14 protein-coding genes are annotated in these 14,359 nt (G+C 66.3%); 11 read left to right on the top strand and 3 right to left on the bottom strand.

From position 1 onward, the window contains the following. Positions 1-55 precede the first annotated feature (55 nt). Positions 56-1,408: a metalloprotease PmbA gene (gene pmbA, locus GJ698_RS24865; protein WP_154360557.1), complete on the top strand. Its 1,353-nt coding sequence runs from the start codon at positions 56-58 to the stop codon at positions 1,406-1,408. A gap of 329 nt (positions 1,409-1,737) precedes the next feature. Here pmbA and GJ698_RS24860 read toward each other — a convergent pair whose 3' ends face one another. From GJ698_RS24860 to paaX, 3 genes are all read right to left on the bottom strand, one after another. Further along, a complete protein-coding gene (locus tag GJ698_RS24860) occupies positions 1,738-2,805 on the bottom strand; it encodes an alpha/beta hydrolase family protein (protein ID WP_154360556.1) in 1,068 nt (355 codons plus the stop codon). A 94-nt stretch (positions 2,806-2,899) separates the two neighbouring features. Further along, a complete protein-coding gene (locus GJ698_RS24855; protein WP_154360555.1) occupies positions 2,900-4,033 on the bottom strand; it encodes a M14 family metallopeptidase in 1,134 nt (377 codons plus the stop codon). A 121-nt stretch (positions 4,034-4,154) separates the two neighbouring features. Beyond that, positions 4,155-5,090, bottom strand: coding sequence for a phenylacetic acid degradation operon negative regulatory protein PaaX (paaX, locus tag GJ698_RS24850; protein ID WP_154360554.1), 936 nt, complete (start codon positions 5,088-5,090; stop codon positions 4,155-4,157). A 147-nt stretch (positions 5,091-5,237) separates the two neighbouring features. Between paaX and paaA the strand changes: the two genes are divergently transcribed. The 10 genes from paaA to pcaF are packed head-to-tail and all read left to right on the top strand — an operon-like array spanning position 5,238 to position 14,358. Beyond that, complete coding sequence (paaA, locus tag GJ698_RS24845) at positions 5,238-6,224, top strand: 1,2-phenylacetyl-CoA epoxidase subunit PaaA (protein WP_154360553.1); 987 nt, start codon at positions 5,238-5,240, stop codon at positions 6,222-6,224. A gap of 10 nt (positions 6,225-6,234) precedes the next feature. Beyond that, positions 6,235-6,519: a 1,2-phenylacetyl-CoA epoxidase subunit PaaB gene (gene paaB / locus GJ698_RS24840; protein ID WP_154360552.1), complete on the top strand. Its 285-nt coding sequence runs from the start codon at positions 6,235-6,237 to the stop codon at positions 6,517-6,519. An 8-nt stretch (positions 6,520-6,527) separates the two neighbouring features. Continuing rightward, positions 6,528-7,280 carry a 1,2-phenylacetyl-CoA epoxidase subunit PaaC gene (gene paaC, locus GJ698_RS24835; protein WP_154360551.1) on the top strand — a complete coding sequence of 251 codons (753 nt, stop codon included), beginning with the start codon at positions 6,528-6,530 and terminating at the stop codon, positions 7,278-7,280. A gap of 31 nt (positions 7,281-7,311) precedes the next feature. Next, on the top strand, positions 7,312-7,887 hold the full coding sequence (gene paaD, locus GJ698_RS24830) for a 1,2-phenylacetyl-CoA epoxidase subunit PaaD (protein WP_154360590.1): 576 nt from the start codon (positions 7,312-7,314) through the stop codon (positions 7,885-7,887). A gap of 8 nt (positions 7,888-7,895) precedes the next feature. Beyond that, positions 7,896-8,978, top strand: a complete 1,083-nt coding sequence (gene paaE, locus GJ698_RS24825; protein ID WP_154360550.1) for a 1,2-phenylacetyl-CoA epoxidase subunit PaaE — start codon at positions 7,896-7,898, stop codon at positions 8,976-8,978. Positions 8,979-8,993: 15 nt separating this feature from the next. Beyond that, a complete protein-coding gene (gene paaG, locus GJ698_RS24820; RefSeq protein WP_154360549.1) occupies positions 8,994-9,794 on the top strand; it encodes a 2-(1,2-epoxy-1,2-dihydrophenyl)acetyl-CoA isomerase PaaG in 801 nt (266 codons plus the stop codon). A 1-nt stretch (position 9,795) separates the two neighbouring features. Next, the gene (paaH, locus tag GJ698_RS24815) at positions 9,796-11,376 is read left to right on the top strand and encodes a 3-hydroxyacyl-CoA dehydrogenase PaaH (RefSeq protein ID WP_154360548.1); all 1,581 of its coding nucleotides are present in this window, start codon (positions 9,796-9,798) and stop codon (positions 11,374-11,376) included. Beyond that, positions 11,369-11,818, top strand: a complete 450-nt coding sequence (paaI, locus tag GJ698_RS24810; protein WP_154360547.1) for a hydroxyphenylacetyl-CoA thioesterase PaaI — start codon at positions 11,369-11,371, stop codon at positions 11,816-11,818. Before paaH ends, paaI begins: the two co-directional genes overlap by 8 nt. A gap of 13 nt (positions 11,819-11,831) precedes the next feature. After that, positions 11,832-13,142 (top strand): phenylacetate--CoA ligase PaaK, encoded by a 1,311-nt coding sequence (gene paaK / locus GJ698_RS24805; RefSeq protein ID WP_154360546.1) that lies wholly within the window; start codon positions 11,832-11,834, stop codon positions 13,140-13,142. A gap of 10 nt (positions 13,143-13,152) precedes the next feature. Next, positions 13,153-14,358 (top strand): 3-oxoadipyl-CoA thiolase, encoded by a 1,206-nt coding sequence (gene pcaF / locus GJ698_RS24800; RefSeq protein ID WP_371865432.1) that lies wholly within the window; start codon positions 13,153-13,155, stop codon positions 14,356-14,358. Position 14,359: the final 1 nt, after the last annotated feature.

The following is a 14,359-nucleotide window of genomic DNA, read 5'->3' as shown; positions in this document are numbered from 1 at the left end:
ACTGTAAACGACTGCTATGATAACTGTTTTAGCGGCCACCCGAAGAAAACAGCCCATGAGCGATACCCATTTTACCCACACCCAGGACCAGTTGAAGCAGCTTGCACGCGATGTGCTGGGCTACGCGAAAGCCCAGGGCGGCACCGATTGCGCCGTCGAAATCAGCGAGGGCAGCGGCCTGTCGGTGTCGGTGCGCAAGAGCCAGATCGAGACCATCGAGCAGAATAAAGACAAGGGCATGGGGGTGACGGTGTTCATCGGCCAGCGCCGCGGCAATGCCTCGACCTCCGATTTTTCGCCGGCGGCGCTGAAGGCGACCGTGGAGGCGGCCTACAACATCGCGCGTTTCACGTCGGACGACGACTGCGCCGGTCTGGCCGACGAAGACCAGCTGGAAATGCAGCCGCGCGACCTGAAGCTGTTTTATCCATGGGATATCTCGACGGCGGAAGCCGTGTCGCTGGCGCAGCGCGCCGAGGCGGCGGCGTTTGCCGTCGATGCGCGCGTGACCAATTCGGAAGGCGCCGGCGTGCACGTGCAGCAGTCGCATTTTGTCGCCGCCAATTCGCGCGGCTTCATCGGCGGCTATCCGTATTCGCGCCATACGCTGTCGGTGGCGCCGATCGCCGGCAAGGGCAAGAACATGCAGCGCGATGACTGGTATTCGTCGGTGCGCGATGCATCGAAGATGTCGTCGCCGGAGGCCATCGGCCGCTATGCGGCGGAGCGCGCGCTGGCGCGCCTGAATGCGCGCACCATCGATACGCGCACCTGCCCGGTGCTGTTCGAGGCGCCGCTGGCGGCTGGTCTGCTGGGCGCGTTCGTGCAGGCTACCTCGGGCGGCGCGCTGTATCGCAAGTCGACCTTCCTGCTCGATTCGCTGGGCAAGCAGGTGTTGCCGAAGCATGTGCAGATTCATGAAGATCCGCACGTGGTGGGCGGCGTCGGTTCGGCGCCGTTCGATGAGGAGGGCGTGCGCACCGTCAAGCGCGATGTGGTCAAGGATGGCGTGGTGCAGGGCTATTTCCTGTCGACGTATTCGGCGCGCAAGCTGGGCATGAAAACCACCGGCAATGCGGGCGGTTCGCATAATCTGGCGATGACGTCGTCGCTGACCAAGCCGGCGGATGATTTCGCGGGCATGTTGCGCAAGATGGGCACCGGCCTGCTGGTGACTGAGCTGATGGGCCAGGGCACCAATTATGTGACCGGCGATTATTCGCGCGGCGCGGCGGGTTACTGGGTAGAGAATGGCGTGATCCAGTATCCGGTGGAGGAAATCACCATCGCCGGCAATATGAAGGATATGCTGGCGCAGATCGTCGCCATCGGCAACGATGTGCTGGTGCGCGGCACCAAGCAGACCGGCTCGATCCTGATCGAGAATATGGTGGTGGCCGGCGGCTGAGGCTAGTCGGTACTGCGGCGGGCGCGGCGCCGGCGGTTGACGCCGGGCTGGCGCGGCTGCCGCACACGCGCCATCCATTCCTTCAGCGCGATCAGCATGATTTCCTCCTGCGTGCGAGGATCTTCGCGCCTGCGCAGTTAGTAATACAGCTCGGCATATATGTGGTGTCCCTTATCCATGGCTTGCTTGAAATGGCCTGAGAAATGCCTGCATTTGTAACTGTTAAACAGCGCTTCTCGTAGGGAGGTTTCGTCGGAATGCCTGAAATTTCAGGCATTCGTCAGGACATTTCAGGCGAGGACTGTGGAAGGCAAAGCCTATGTATATACTCACTTGCATAGCTTGCTGCTGGGAAGGCCGCAGGCGATCAGCCGGCCGACGTCCGGGTTGCTCAGGTAGTCGAGGTGGGCGGTGTCGGGGCGTTCCAGCAGGCCCAGGTAGGTCGGCGCGTTGGAGACCAGGATGTTGTAGACGGTGACGCCGTCCTGCTGCGCATATTTTTCCGGCGGAAGCGTGTACGACAGCAGGTCATTCGGATCGGTGAAGGCTACCAAGGTCAGGTGGCGGTCGGCCGCCAGTGCGCGGCGCTTGCGTAGCAGTAATTGCAGGCTGTCGGGCGGCGATTCCGCCATGGTGGCGGCCAGCGGCTGGTCCGCCAGCGACAGCAGCGGGATCTGATTGGCGGCCATCACCAGAAAGCGCATGCGGTCCACGGCCTGCTGCGCCATCCGGGCCGCCTGCGAGCCGGCCGGCTCCTCCGTCATGCGCAACAGCGTGTCGAACAAAATCTTGCTGCCCATGCTGTGGGCGATCACCACCAGCGGCGTTTGCGCCTGTGCGCCGGCCATTACCTGCAGCACGGCTTCGCGCATGCGGCGCTGGATGGTGTCGCGCGCCACGCCCTGGTAGATCAGGGCATCGGGCAGGCAATCGTCGATCAGGCCGTCCTTGAAGCGGGCGTTGAGGCGTGCGCGCGTGTGGGGATAAGGCGGTGCGCCGCTGCACAGCGAGGATTTGCCGCTCTGGTCGTAGCAGAGCTGGCGCTTCAGGTCGTTGGTCCGCGGCGACCAGATCAGGGCGTCGAAGCGCAGCTGGCCGGCGGGCGTGTTCACCGTGGATGGAACGATCTGCACCGCCGTGCCGGCGGCAGCGCGCGAGGATTGTGTGGTGGCGTCGCGCAGGGCGCCGGTCAGTTGCGGGACGACTTCATCGACCCAGCTGGCGTCGTGGGTGCAGATGCCGTGCACCAGCAGCACGTCGGCTGCGTTGCCGTCGGCCTGGGCGGCCAGATCGATCAAACCGGGGAAAGTGGTGTTGGCGTCCGTCAGTTGCGGCGGGCGGTAGGGCGTGGTGCAGGCGGTGAGCAGCACCAGCACGGCATACGGCAAGAATTTCATGATGGACCTCCGGATGCGGCGCGTGGATGCGCCGCCTGAGGTCCAGTGTATTTTTCCCTGCGGCGCCCGCTTTGTGGCGCCGCAGGGAGTCCGCTTACTGTTGCTGGGCCAGCAGCGATTGCAGCACCGGCTGCAGAATCGATTTGCCCAGCTCGGCGCTGCGGGCGCCGTTCCAGCCGGTGTCCGGGTCCGGATCGTTGGCGTTGTCCTTGAACGGCATCTCCAGCGTCAGCGACAGGCAGCCGAAGGCGTGGGTGATGTGCGGCGAACCCATGGTCAGCGTTTCCGGCGTGTACGGCGTTTCGCCGTAGCCGAATTCGTCCTGGAAGTCCGGGCTGGCGATCAGGAAATTGTCGATGAAGTATTGCTGCGCTTCGGCCTGATCGTCGGTGAAGTTTGGCAGCGACTCGCTGCCGGCCACGAATACGTATGGCAGGCCTTCGTCGCCGTGGATGTCCAGGCACAGGTCGACGCCGGTTTCGTGCATCTTCTGCTTGACCAGGAACACTTCCGGGCTGCGCTCCATGGTCGGATTCAGCCATTCGCGGTTCAGGTTGGCGCCGGCCGCGTTGGTGCGCAGGTTGCCGCGCACCGAGCCGTCCGGATTCATGTTCGGCACCACGTAGAACACGGCTTCCTTCAGGCACTGGCGGCCAAACGGATTGGCCGGGTCCAGCAGCGCTTCGACAAAGCCTTCGACAAACCACTCGGCCATGGTTTCGCCCGGATGCTGGCGGGCGATGACCCACACCTTCTGTTCCGCTTCCGGATCGCCGATCACCAGCATGTTCAGGTCGCGGCCGTCGATGGTGCTGCCCAGGTCGACCTGCTTGACCAGTGGCGACAGCTGGGCGTTGTCCAGCAGCGCCAGGTGGCGTTCCCAAGAATACGGCTCGAAATAAGCGTAGTAGACGCTGTCGTATTCCGGCGTGTGGTTGATGGTCATGACCTGGCCGTCGTAGGTGGTCGGCACGCGGAACCAGGAGTCGCGGTCGTAGCTGGCGACGGCCTGGTAGTCCTTCCAGCCGTCCGGGTAGGCGGCGCTGCCGGCGTTCAGGAAGTTCATTGCCAGCGGCGTGCCCTGTGCGCCCTGCACGCGGTAGTAGAACCACTGCACGATGTCGGCGTGGGAATCTTTACGGATGTTCAGATCGATGGCGGCCGGATCGTCGGCGCGGACCACTTCGATGGCGCCGGCGTCGAACTGCTGGCTGATTTTGATAGGCATGGCAGGAATCCTGGTGAATTCTATGTGAATAGTAGATCGCGCTTGTGGCGCAGAGCCGACATGATACAGGCTTGGCCGCCGGCCCGCCCGGATTTCCGCAGGCGCGCGCCGGACCGGCGCGTCAGGCCAGGCCGCCGAAGCGGTCGAAGAAGGCGGCTTCCAGCGGCGCGGCGGCGGCGTCTTCGCGGCGCAGGGCGGCGTCGATGTGCTGCTCGGCGGCGGCGTGCACCAGCAGGTAGATCTGGCGCGCCAGGTCGTAGGCCAGCGCGCCCGGCCACGGCGTCGGCAGCAGCTCGACCGGCAGCTGCGGGTCGTGCAGCTGGACGCGGCGGTAGGCGTGGATCAGCAAGGTACGGACGACGAAGGCCGCCGCCGGCGACAGTGGCGCGTCGCAGCCCTCCGCGCCCGTACCGCGCAGCGCCGCCAGCAGCGGCTCGAACTGGGCGATGAACTTGTTGTAGCCGGCCGCCACCGCCGCCACGTCCCAGCCGCTGGCCACCAGGTCGCTCAGCGGACGGGCGCCGACCTGCGGCAGGGTCTTGGCCTGCACCACGAACAGCTTGCCGGCCACGCCGAGGCGGGTCAGCAGCTCGTCGAGCGCGGCGCCGTCGGCGGCGGGATGGCCCATGATGCCGGGTGCGATCACGCTATAGCCTTCCCACAGCAACTCCTTGCGCACAGCCGCCCGTTCGGCCGCGTTGAGCGCGCCATCGCCGTTCAGGATCAGCGTCCAGCTGCCGTCCCAGTGCACGTGCGGCGAGGCGTAGATGCGGCGGTAGGCGTGGACGAAGCGCGCCATGGCGTCGGGCGTGATGGCGTAGGAGCTGCGGCGGCCGTCGCGCTGGGCGCCCAGCCAGCCTTCCTGCGCCAGGCGGAACACGGCGGTGCGCAGCAGGCGGTCGTTGACGCCGAACGGCGCCAGCAGCTCGATCAGGCTGCCCAGCCACACCATGCCGCCGTGCGGCACGATGGCGTCGCCAAAAATGGTCACCACCAGCGACTTCGAGCGCGGCGGGTCGGTGGCCAGGAATCCGGCGATCCAGTCGTTGCAATTCATAAGCGGCTTACTAATCTGAACAGGGAAACAATAGTTTACTTGGCCGCGCGCCAAAAATTAACACGACGCATGAAAATAATATGACACAAAAAAAATGTAGCTAAATAAAAATACGTATCGTATTATGTGTAAAAGGAGGAGACAGCCATGTACGCACAACTGGTGGAAACCGGACTCAAGCAAGTCCGCACGGCCGAGGACATGAGCGCCGAGGAGCAGGCGTTCCAGGCCCGCATCGACGACGGCGTCAAGATCGAGGCCAAGGACTGGATGCCGGAGGCCTACCGCAAGACGCTGATCCGGCAGATCTCGCAGCACGCGCACTCGGAGATCGTCGGCCAACTGCCCGAGGGCAACTGGGTGACGCGCGCGCCGACCCTGAAGCGCAAAGCGATCCTGCTGGCCAAGATCCAGGACGAGGCCGGTCACGGCCTGTACCTGTATAGCGCCGCCGAAACGCTGGGCGTGTCGCGCGACGAGCTGCTGGCCGCGCTCCATTCCGGCAAGGCCAAGTATTCGAGCATCTTCAACTACCCGACCCTGAGCTGGGCCGACATGGGCGCGATCGGCTGGCTGGTGGACGGCTCGGCCATCATCAACCAGATTCCGCTGTGCCGCTGCTCCTACGGCCCGTATGCGCGCGCCATGATCCGCGTGTGCAAGGAAGAGTCGTTCCACGCGCGCCAGGGCTACGACATCATGCTGTCGCTGGCGCGCGGCACGCCGGAACAGAAGGCCATGGCGCAGGATGCGCTGAACCGCTGGTGGTGGCCGTCGCTGATGATGTTCGGGCCGTCGGACGCCGAGTCGGTCAACAGCGCGCAGTCGGCGCAGTGGCGCATCAAGCTGTTCTCGAATGACGAGCTGCGCCAGCGCATGGTCGACCAGACCGTGCCGCAGGCGGAATTTTTGGGCCTGACCGTGCCCGATCCGGACCTGAAATTCAACGCCGACAGCGGCCATTACGAATTCGGCGCGATCGACTGGAGCGAGTTCCACAACGTCCTCAAGGGCAACGGCCCGTGCAACCGCGAGCGCCTGCAAACGCGCGTCAAGGCCTGGGACGATGGCGAATGGTTCCGCGAGGCGCTGGTCGCCCACGCCGACAAACACGCCGCCCGCAGCGCGGCATAGAGGAGACAATATGAGCAAAGAATGGCCACTGTGGGAAGTGTTCATCCGCAGCCAGCACGGGCTGGCGCACAAGCATGTCGGCAGCCTGCACGCGCCGGACGCCGAGATGGCGGTCAACAACGCGCGCGACGTCTACACGCGGCGCAATGAAGGCGTCAGCATCTGGGTGGTGCGCGCCGCCGACATCGTCGCCAGCAGCCCGGCCGACAAGGGCGCGCTGTTCGAGCCGTCCAACAGCAAGGTGTACCGCCACCCGACCTTCTTCCCGATGCCGGAAGAAGTCAAGAACCTGTGAGGCCGCCGATGGACAACAAGGTGAATTATCTGCTGCGGCTCGGCGACAACGCCCTGATCCTCAGCCAGCAGCTGTCGCAATGGTGCGGCAAGGGCCCGGCGCTGGAGGAAGACATGGCGCTGACCAACGTCGCGCTGGATCTGCTGGGCCAGACGCGCCTGTGGTACGAGTACGCGGCCGAACTGGAAGGCGCGGGCCGCAGCGAGGACCAGCTGGCCTACCTGCGCGACGCCCACGACTTCAAGAACTGCCTGCTGCTGGAGCAACCGAACGGCAATTACGCCGACACCATGGTGCGCCAGTTCTACTTCGACACCTGGCACTACTTCCTGATCGAAGGCCTGACGCGCAGCAGCGACGCGCGCATCGCCGCCATCGCCGAGAAATCGCTGAAGGAAGTGACCTATCACCTGCGCCGCAGCGGCGACCTGATTGTGCGCATGGGCGACGGCACCGCCGTCAGCCACGCCAAGACCCAGGCGGCTGCCGACGCGCTGTGGATGTACAGCGGCGAAGTGTTCGCCTACGACGCGGTCGACGAGGCGATGGTCGCCGCCGGCATCGCGCCGGAGGCCGGCGAATTGCGTGCGCAATGGCTGGCGCACGTGGCCGAAATCTTCGCCGAAGCCACGCTGACCATGCCGCCGGCCGACGCCTGGATGCAGAAGGGCGGCAAGCAAGGCCGCCACAGCGAGCACCTGGGCTACATCCTGGCCGAGATGCAGTTCCTGCAGCGCGCCTATCCCGACGCCGAGTGGTAGCAGCGGGGCCGCCATGAAAGCCGCCGCCACCATGATCGCCGCCGCCGCACCGGCCGCCCGCAGCGCCGCCGCCCTGTCGTCGGCCGTCGCGCAAATCTGGGCCTGGCTCGGCGCCGTGCCCGACCCGGAGATTCCGGTCATCAGCATCGTCGACCTGGGCATCGTGCGCGACGTGCGCGTGGCCGCCGACGGCGCTTGCGACATCACCATCACGCCGACGTACTCCGGCTGTCCGGCCATGCAAGTCATCGCCGACGCCATCACCGACGCGCTGCACGCGCACGGCGTGGTGCAGGTCCGGCTGCACAACCAGATCTCGCCCGCCTGGACCACCGACTGGATGAGCGAGGCCGGAAAGGCCGCGCTGAAGGGCTACGGCATCGCCCCGCCGGCGCAGCAGGTGATCGACATCAGCGGCCTGCGCGCCGGCGGCCGGGCCGCCGCTGCCGCCGTCTCGCGCCGCGCCGCACTAGCGCCGACGGTCGCCTGCCCGCACTGCGGCTCGCAGCACACCGAAATCACCAGCCAGTTCGGCTCCACGCCCTGCAAGGCGCTGTACAAATGCCTGGACTGCCGCGAGCCGTTCGACTACTTCAAGTGTCACTAGAGAAGATCATGAGCAAATTCCATCCGCTGACCATCGCCAACGTGCGCAACGAAACGCGCGACACCATCGCCGTCACCTTCGCCGTGCCGGACGCGCTGCGCGACAGCTTCGCCTTCCAGCAGGGACAGCACCTGACGCTGCGCGCGCAGATCGGCGACGAAGACGTGCGCCGCTCGTACTCGATCTGCTCCGCCGTGCAGGACGGCGCGCTGCGCGTGGCCATCAAGCGCACCCAGGGCGGCCTGTTCTCCAGCTGGGCCAACGACAACCTGCAAGCCGGCCATACCATTGACGTCATGCCGCCGATGGGCCACTTCAACGTGCCGCTGGACGCCGCCAACAAAAAACACTACCTGGCCTTCGCCGCCGGCAGCGGCATCACGCCTATCCTGTCGATCATCAAGACCACGCTGGCCGCCGAGCCGGAAAGCCAGTTCACGCTCTTCTACGGCAACCGCGCCTCGTCGTCGGTGATCTTCCGCGACGAACTGTCGGACCTGAAGGACAGCTACATGGGCCGCCTCAAGCTGGCCTACGTGATGAGCCGCGAGCAGCAGGACATCGAACTGTTCAACGGCCGCATCACCAAGGACAAGGCCGCGCAATTCCTCAAATACTGGGTACGCGCCGACGACATCGACATCGCCTTCATCTGCGGCCCGGAAGACATGATGCACGGCGTCTCGGAAGCGCTGCAGGAGGCCGGCCTGGCCAAGTCGCAGATCAAGGTCGAGCTGTTCGCCGCCAGCATCCCGAAACACGCGCACCAGCCGCGCGCCGCCTCGGCCGTCGCCGCCACGCAGCAGCAGACCGAAGTCACCGTCATCATGGACGGCAACGCCGCCAGCTTCACCATGGAGCAGGACAAGGAATCGCTGCTCGACGCCGGCTTGCGCGCGGGCCTCGACATGCGCTACTCGTGCAAGGGCGGCGTGTGCTCGACCTGCCGCTGCAAGGTCATCGAGGGCAAGGTCGATATGGACGTCAACTACGCGCTGGAAGACTACGAAATCGCGCGCGGTTATGTCCTGAGCTGCCAGAGCTTCCCCACCACCGCCCGCGTCGTCATCGACTTCGACCAGGCCGAATAACAATACGGAGACACCATGGACTACCAGAACATCCTGTTCGAGATCAGCGACGGCGTCGCCACGCTGACGCTCAACCGCCCGGATAAGCTGAACAGCTTCACCCAGGCCATGCACGAAGAAGTGCGGCACGCGCTGAAACGCGTCGCCACCGAAGCGGCGGCCGGCGCCGCGCGCGTGCTGGTGTTGACCGGCGCCGGGCGCGGCTTCTGCGCCGGCCAGGATTTGTCCGACCGTTCGGTGGAGCCGGGCGCCGGCGCGGTCGACCTGGGCGACTCGGTGGAAAAGAACTACGCGCCGCTGGTGCAGTCGCTGCGCGCGCTGCCGCTGCCGGTGATCGGCGCCATCAACGGCGTGGCGGCCGGCGCCGGCGCCAACATCGCGCTGGCCTGCGACATCGTGCTGGCGACGAAATCGGCATCGTTCGTCGAAGTGTTCTGCAAACTGGGCCTGATTCCCGACACCGGCGGCACCTACTTCCTGCCGCGCCTTGTCGGCAGCGCGCGCGCCATGGGCATGGCCATGCTGGGCGAAAAACTGAGCGCCGAGAAGGCCGAAGCCTGGGGCCTGATCTGGAAGGCGATTCCCGACGAGGACTTCGCCGCCGAAGTGCTGGCCATGGCGCGCCACTTCGCCGGCGCGCCGACCAAGGGACTGGCCTTCACCAAGAAGGCCTTGCACGCCAGCGCGCACAACAGCCTGCAACAGCAGATGGCGCTGGAATGCGGCATGATGAGTGAGCTGGGCCGCAGCGACGACTACCGCGAGGGCGTGGCCGCCTTCATGGAAAAGCGCGCGCCACAGTTCAAGGGGCGCTGAGATGGCGGCCCTGCATATGGAACGCGCGGTCGCCGTCATCGGCAGCGGCGCCATGGGCGCGGGCATCGCGCAGGTGGCGGCGGTGGCCGGCTATACGGTGCGGCTGTACGACACGCGTCCCGAGGCGGTGGCCAAGGCCATCGCCGACATCGCCGCCGCGTTGAACAAGCTGGTCGCCAAGGAGCGCATGAGCGCCGTCGACTGCGCCGCCGCCATCGCGCGCCTGCACGCCGCCGTCACGCTGCCGGAGGTGGCCGACGCCGGGTTGGTGGTGGAAGCGATCGTCGAGAACCTCGACGCCAAGCGCGCCCTGTTCGCGCAGCTGGAGGACATGGTTGGCGATGACTGTATTTTGGCGACCAATACGTCGTCGATCTCCGTCACCGCGATTGCGGCGGGCCTGCGCCTGCCGGGACGCGTGGCCGGTATGCACTTCTTTAATCCGGTGCCGCTGATGGCGTTGTGCGAAGTGGTCAGCGGACTGGCCACCGATGCCGCCGTCGCGCAGACCGTGTTCGACACCGCCGCTGCGTGGGGCAAGAATCCGGTGCACGCCAAGTCCACGCCGGGCTTCATCGTCAATCGACTGGCGCGGCCGTTCTATGCGGAGGGCTGGCGCCTGCTGAACGAGCAGGCCGCCGATGCCGCCACCATCGACGCGGTGATGCGCGAGGCGGGCGGCTTCCGCATGGGGCCATTCGAGTTGATGGATTTGATCGGGCATGACGTCAATTTCTCCGTCACGCAGTCGGTCTTCAATGCGTATTTCCAGGATCCGCGCTTTACGCCGTCGGTGCTGCAGCAGGAGATGGTGAATGCCGGCTTCCTTGGCCGCAAGGCGGGGCAGGGCTTTTATCGCTATGGCGACGGCGCTGCGGCGCCGCAGGCGCAGGCCGAGGCGCAGCAGCCGAAACCGGAGTACGTCAGCTACACCATCGAGCAGGGCGCGGCTTCGCACGCGGTGGGCGGCGTGGTGGTCGATGCGCTGGCGGCCCGCTTGCGCGCGGCCGGCATCGACATCACGCACCGCAAGACGCCGGAGACCATCCGTCCCATCGGTGCGCATGACGATGCACCGGCTTTCCATTGCAACGGCGCCGCCATCTACCTGAGCGACGGCCGCAGCGCCACCCAGCGCGCGCGCGACAACCAACATGCGGACACGGTGCTGTTCGACCTGGCGCTGGACTATGGCAGCGCCAAGCGCATCGCCATCGCCCGCGCGGACCAGTGTTCGGATGCGGCCTACAATGCGGTGGTCGGGCTGCTGCAAGCGGCCGGATTTGCCGTCACGCGGATGGACGACGTGCCCGGCCTGGCTGTGATGCGCACGGTCGCCATGCTGGCCAATGAGGCGGCGGATGCGGTCAACCAGGGCGTATGCAGCGCCGCCGCCGCCGACATCGCGATGCAGAAGGGCGTCAACTATCCGCGCGGTCCGCTGGCGTGGGCGGACGTTGTCGGCATTGAACATATCGTGCGCGTGCTGGCCAATCTGGCCGCCGGCTATGGCGAGGATCGCTATCGCGTCTCGCCGCTGCTGCGTCGCAAGCAGGCTACGGGAGGGCGCTTCCATGAATAAGGTCCCCGACGAACGCACGCAGACGCAGGCGCTGGCGGAGGCTGTCGCCGCCGCGATGTTTGCGCGCGACACGGCTTCGCAGTCGCTCGGCATGAGCATCGACGCCATCGCGCCCGGCTACGCGCGCATGTCGATGCCGGTGCGTGGCGATATGCTGAACGGTCACCAGACCTGCCACGGCGGCTTTATCTTTTCGCTGGCCGACAGTGCGTTCGCCTTTGCCTGCAACAGCCACAATCAGATCACCGTGGGCGCCGGCTGCACCATCGACTACCTGTCGCCCGGCCGCGAAGGCGACCTCCTGAGCGCCACCGCCGTCGAGCAGACGCTGGCCGGCAAGAGCGGCATCTACGACGTCAAAGTGATCAACCAGGACGGCCGCACGATCGCCATGTTCCGTGGCAAGTCGCACCGCATCGGCGGCGAAGTTATAGCAGCATAAAGAGGAGACACCGATGGTCCAACGCAATCCCGCGCCGTCCGATCTGGAACCGATCGAACGCGCCAGCCGCGACGAACTGCAAGCGCTTCAGCTCCAGCGCATGCAATGGTCGCTCAAGCACGCCTACGACAACGTGCCGCATTACCGCGCCGCTTTCGACGCCGCCGGCGTCCACCCGGACGATCTGCGCAGCCTGGCCGACCTGGCCAAATTCCCGTTCACCACCAAGAAGGAACTGCGCGACAACTACCCGTTCGGCCTGTTTGCCGTGCCGCAGGACCGCGTGGTGCGCGTGCACGCATCGAGCGGCACCACCGGCAAGCCGACGGTGGTCGGCTACACGCAGAACGACATCGACACCTGGGCCAACGTGGTCGCGCGCTCGATCCGCGCCGCCGGCGGCCGACGTGGCGACATGGTGCACATCTCCTACGGCTACGGCCTGTTCACCGGCGGCCTGGGCGCGCACTATGGCGCCGAGCGCCTGGGCTGCACCGTGATCCCGATGTCCGGCGGCCAGACCGAAAAACAGGTGCAGCTGATCCAGGACTTCAAGCCGTCCATCATCATGGTCACGCCGTCGTACATGCTGAACATCGTCGAAGAGTACCAGCGCCAGGGCCTCGATCCGGCCGCCAGCTCGCTCAAGGTCGGCATCTTCGGCGCCGAGCCGTGGACCGACGCCATGCGCGCCGAAATCGAACAGCGCGCCGGCATCGACGCGGTCGACATCTACGGCCTGTCGGAAGTGATGGGCCCCGGCGTCGCCAGCGAATGCATCGAGAGCAAGGACGGCCCGGTGATCTGGGAAGACCACTTCTACCCGGAGATCATCGATCCCGAAACCGGCGAAGTGCTGCCGGACGGCGAAGAGGGCGAGCTGGTATTCACCTCCCTGAGCAAGGAGGCGCTGCCGATCATCCGCTACCGCACGCGCGACCTGACGCGGCTGCTGCCGCCCACCTCGCGCGCCATGCGCCGCATCGGCAAGATCACCGGCCGCTCGGACGACATGCTGATCATCCGTGGCGTCAACGTGTTCCCGACCCAGATCGAAGAACTGATCTGCAAGATGCCGAAATTGTCGCCGCAATACCAGCTGGTGGTCACGCGCGACGGCCACCTCGACAAGCTGGACGTGCTGGCCGAACTGCGCGTCGACACGCCGACCAGCGAAGTCGATTCGCTGGCGCGCGAGCTTGAGCACCGCATCAAGACCAACGTAGGCGTCAGCACCAAAGTCAAGCTGCTGCCGGCCAACGGCATCGAACGCACGCTGACCGGCAAGGCGCGCCGCGTGGTCGACCAGCGCCCGAAAAACTAAAGGAGACACCGTGAACGAAGCCTATATCTGTGACGCCATCCGCACCCCCTTTGGCCGCTACGGCGGCGCGCTGGCCGGCGTGCGCACCGACGACCTGGCGGCGCTGCCGATCGCCGCGCTGGTCGCGCGCAATCCCGGCGTCGACTGGTCGCGCGTGGACGACGTCTACTACGGCTGCGCCAACCAGGCCGGCGAGGACAACCGCAACGTCGCGCGCATGGCGGCGCTGCTGGCCGGCTTGCCGGTCGATGTCCCCGGCAGCACCATCAACCGCCTGTGCGGCTCGTCGCTGGACGCGGTGGGCATCGCCGCGCGCGCCATCAAGTCGGGCGAGGCGCAACTGGTGATCGCCGGCGGCGTTGAGAGCATGACGCGCGCGCCCTTCGTCATGGGCAAGGCCGACAGCGCGTTCTCGCGCGCGGCTAAAATCGAGGACACCACCATCGGCTGGCGCTTCGTCAATCCGCTGATGAAGGCGGCGCATGGCATCGACTCGATGCCGGAGACGGCGGAAAACGTCGCGCAGGAATTCGGCGTCAGCCGCGCCGACCAGGATGCGTTCGCGCTGCGCAGCCAGCAGCGCTGGGCCGCCGCCCACGCCGCCGGCGTGTTCCGCGACGAGATCGTGCCGGTCACGCTGCCGCAGAAGCGCGGCGAACCGAAGGTCGTCGACACCGACGAGCATCCGCGTCCCGACACCACCATCGAGATGCTGGCCAAGCTGAAAGGCGTGGTGCGGCCGGACGGCTCGGTCACCGCCGGCAATGCGTCGGGCGTCAACGACGGCGCCTGCGCGATCCTGCTGGCCTCCGCCGCGGCCGCCGGGCAGTACGGCCTGCGCAAGCGTGCGCGCGTGCTGGGCATGGCGACAGCCGGTCTGGCGCCGCGCATCATGGGCTTCGGACCGTCGCCGGCGTCGAAAAAGGTGCTGGCGCAGCTGGGCCTGACCATCGCCGACATGGACGTCATCGAGTTGAACGAGGCGTTCGCCGCGCAAGGGCTGGCCGTGACGCGCGACCTGGGCCTGGCCGACGATGCGCCGCACGTCAACCCGAATGGCGGCGCCATCGCCATCGGCCACCCGCTGGGCGCGTCCGGCGCGCGGCTGGTGCTGGCGGCGCTGCACCAGCTGGAACGCACCGGCGGCCGCTATGCGCTGTGCACCATGTGCATCGGCGTCGGCCAGGGCATTGCGGTCGTCATCGAGCGGGTGTGAG

The organism is Duganella aquatilis, from assembly GCF_009674565.1.
GTDB lineage: Bacteria > Pseudomonadota > Gammaproteobacteria > Burkholderiales > Burkholderiaceae_D > Rugamonas > Rugamonas aquatilis.
The sequence above is the reverse complement of the archived record's forward strand: the minus strand, read 5'-3'. Positions and strand labels throughout refer to the sequence as shown.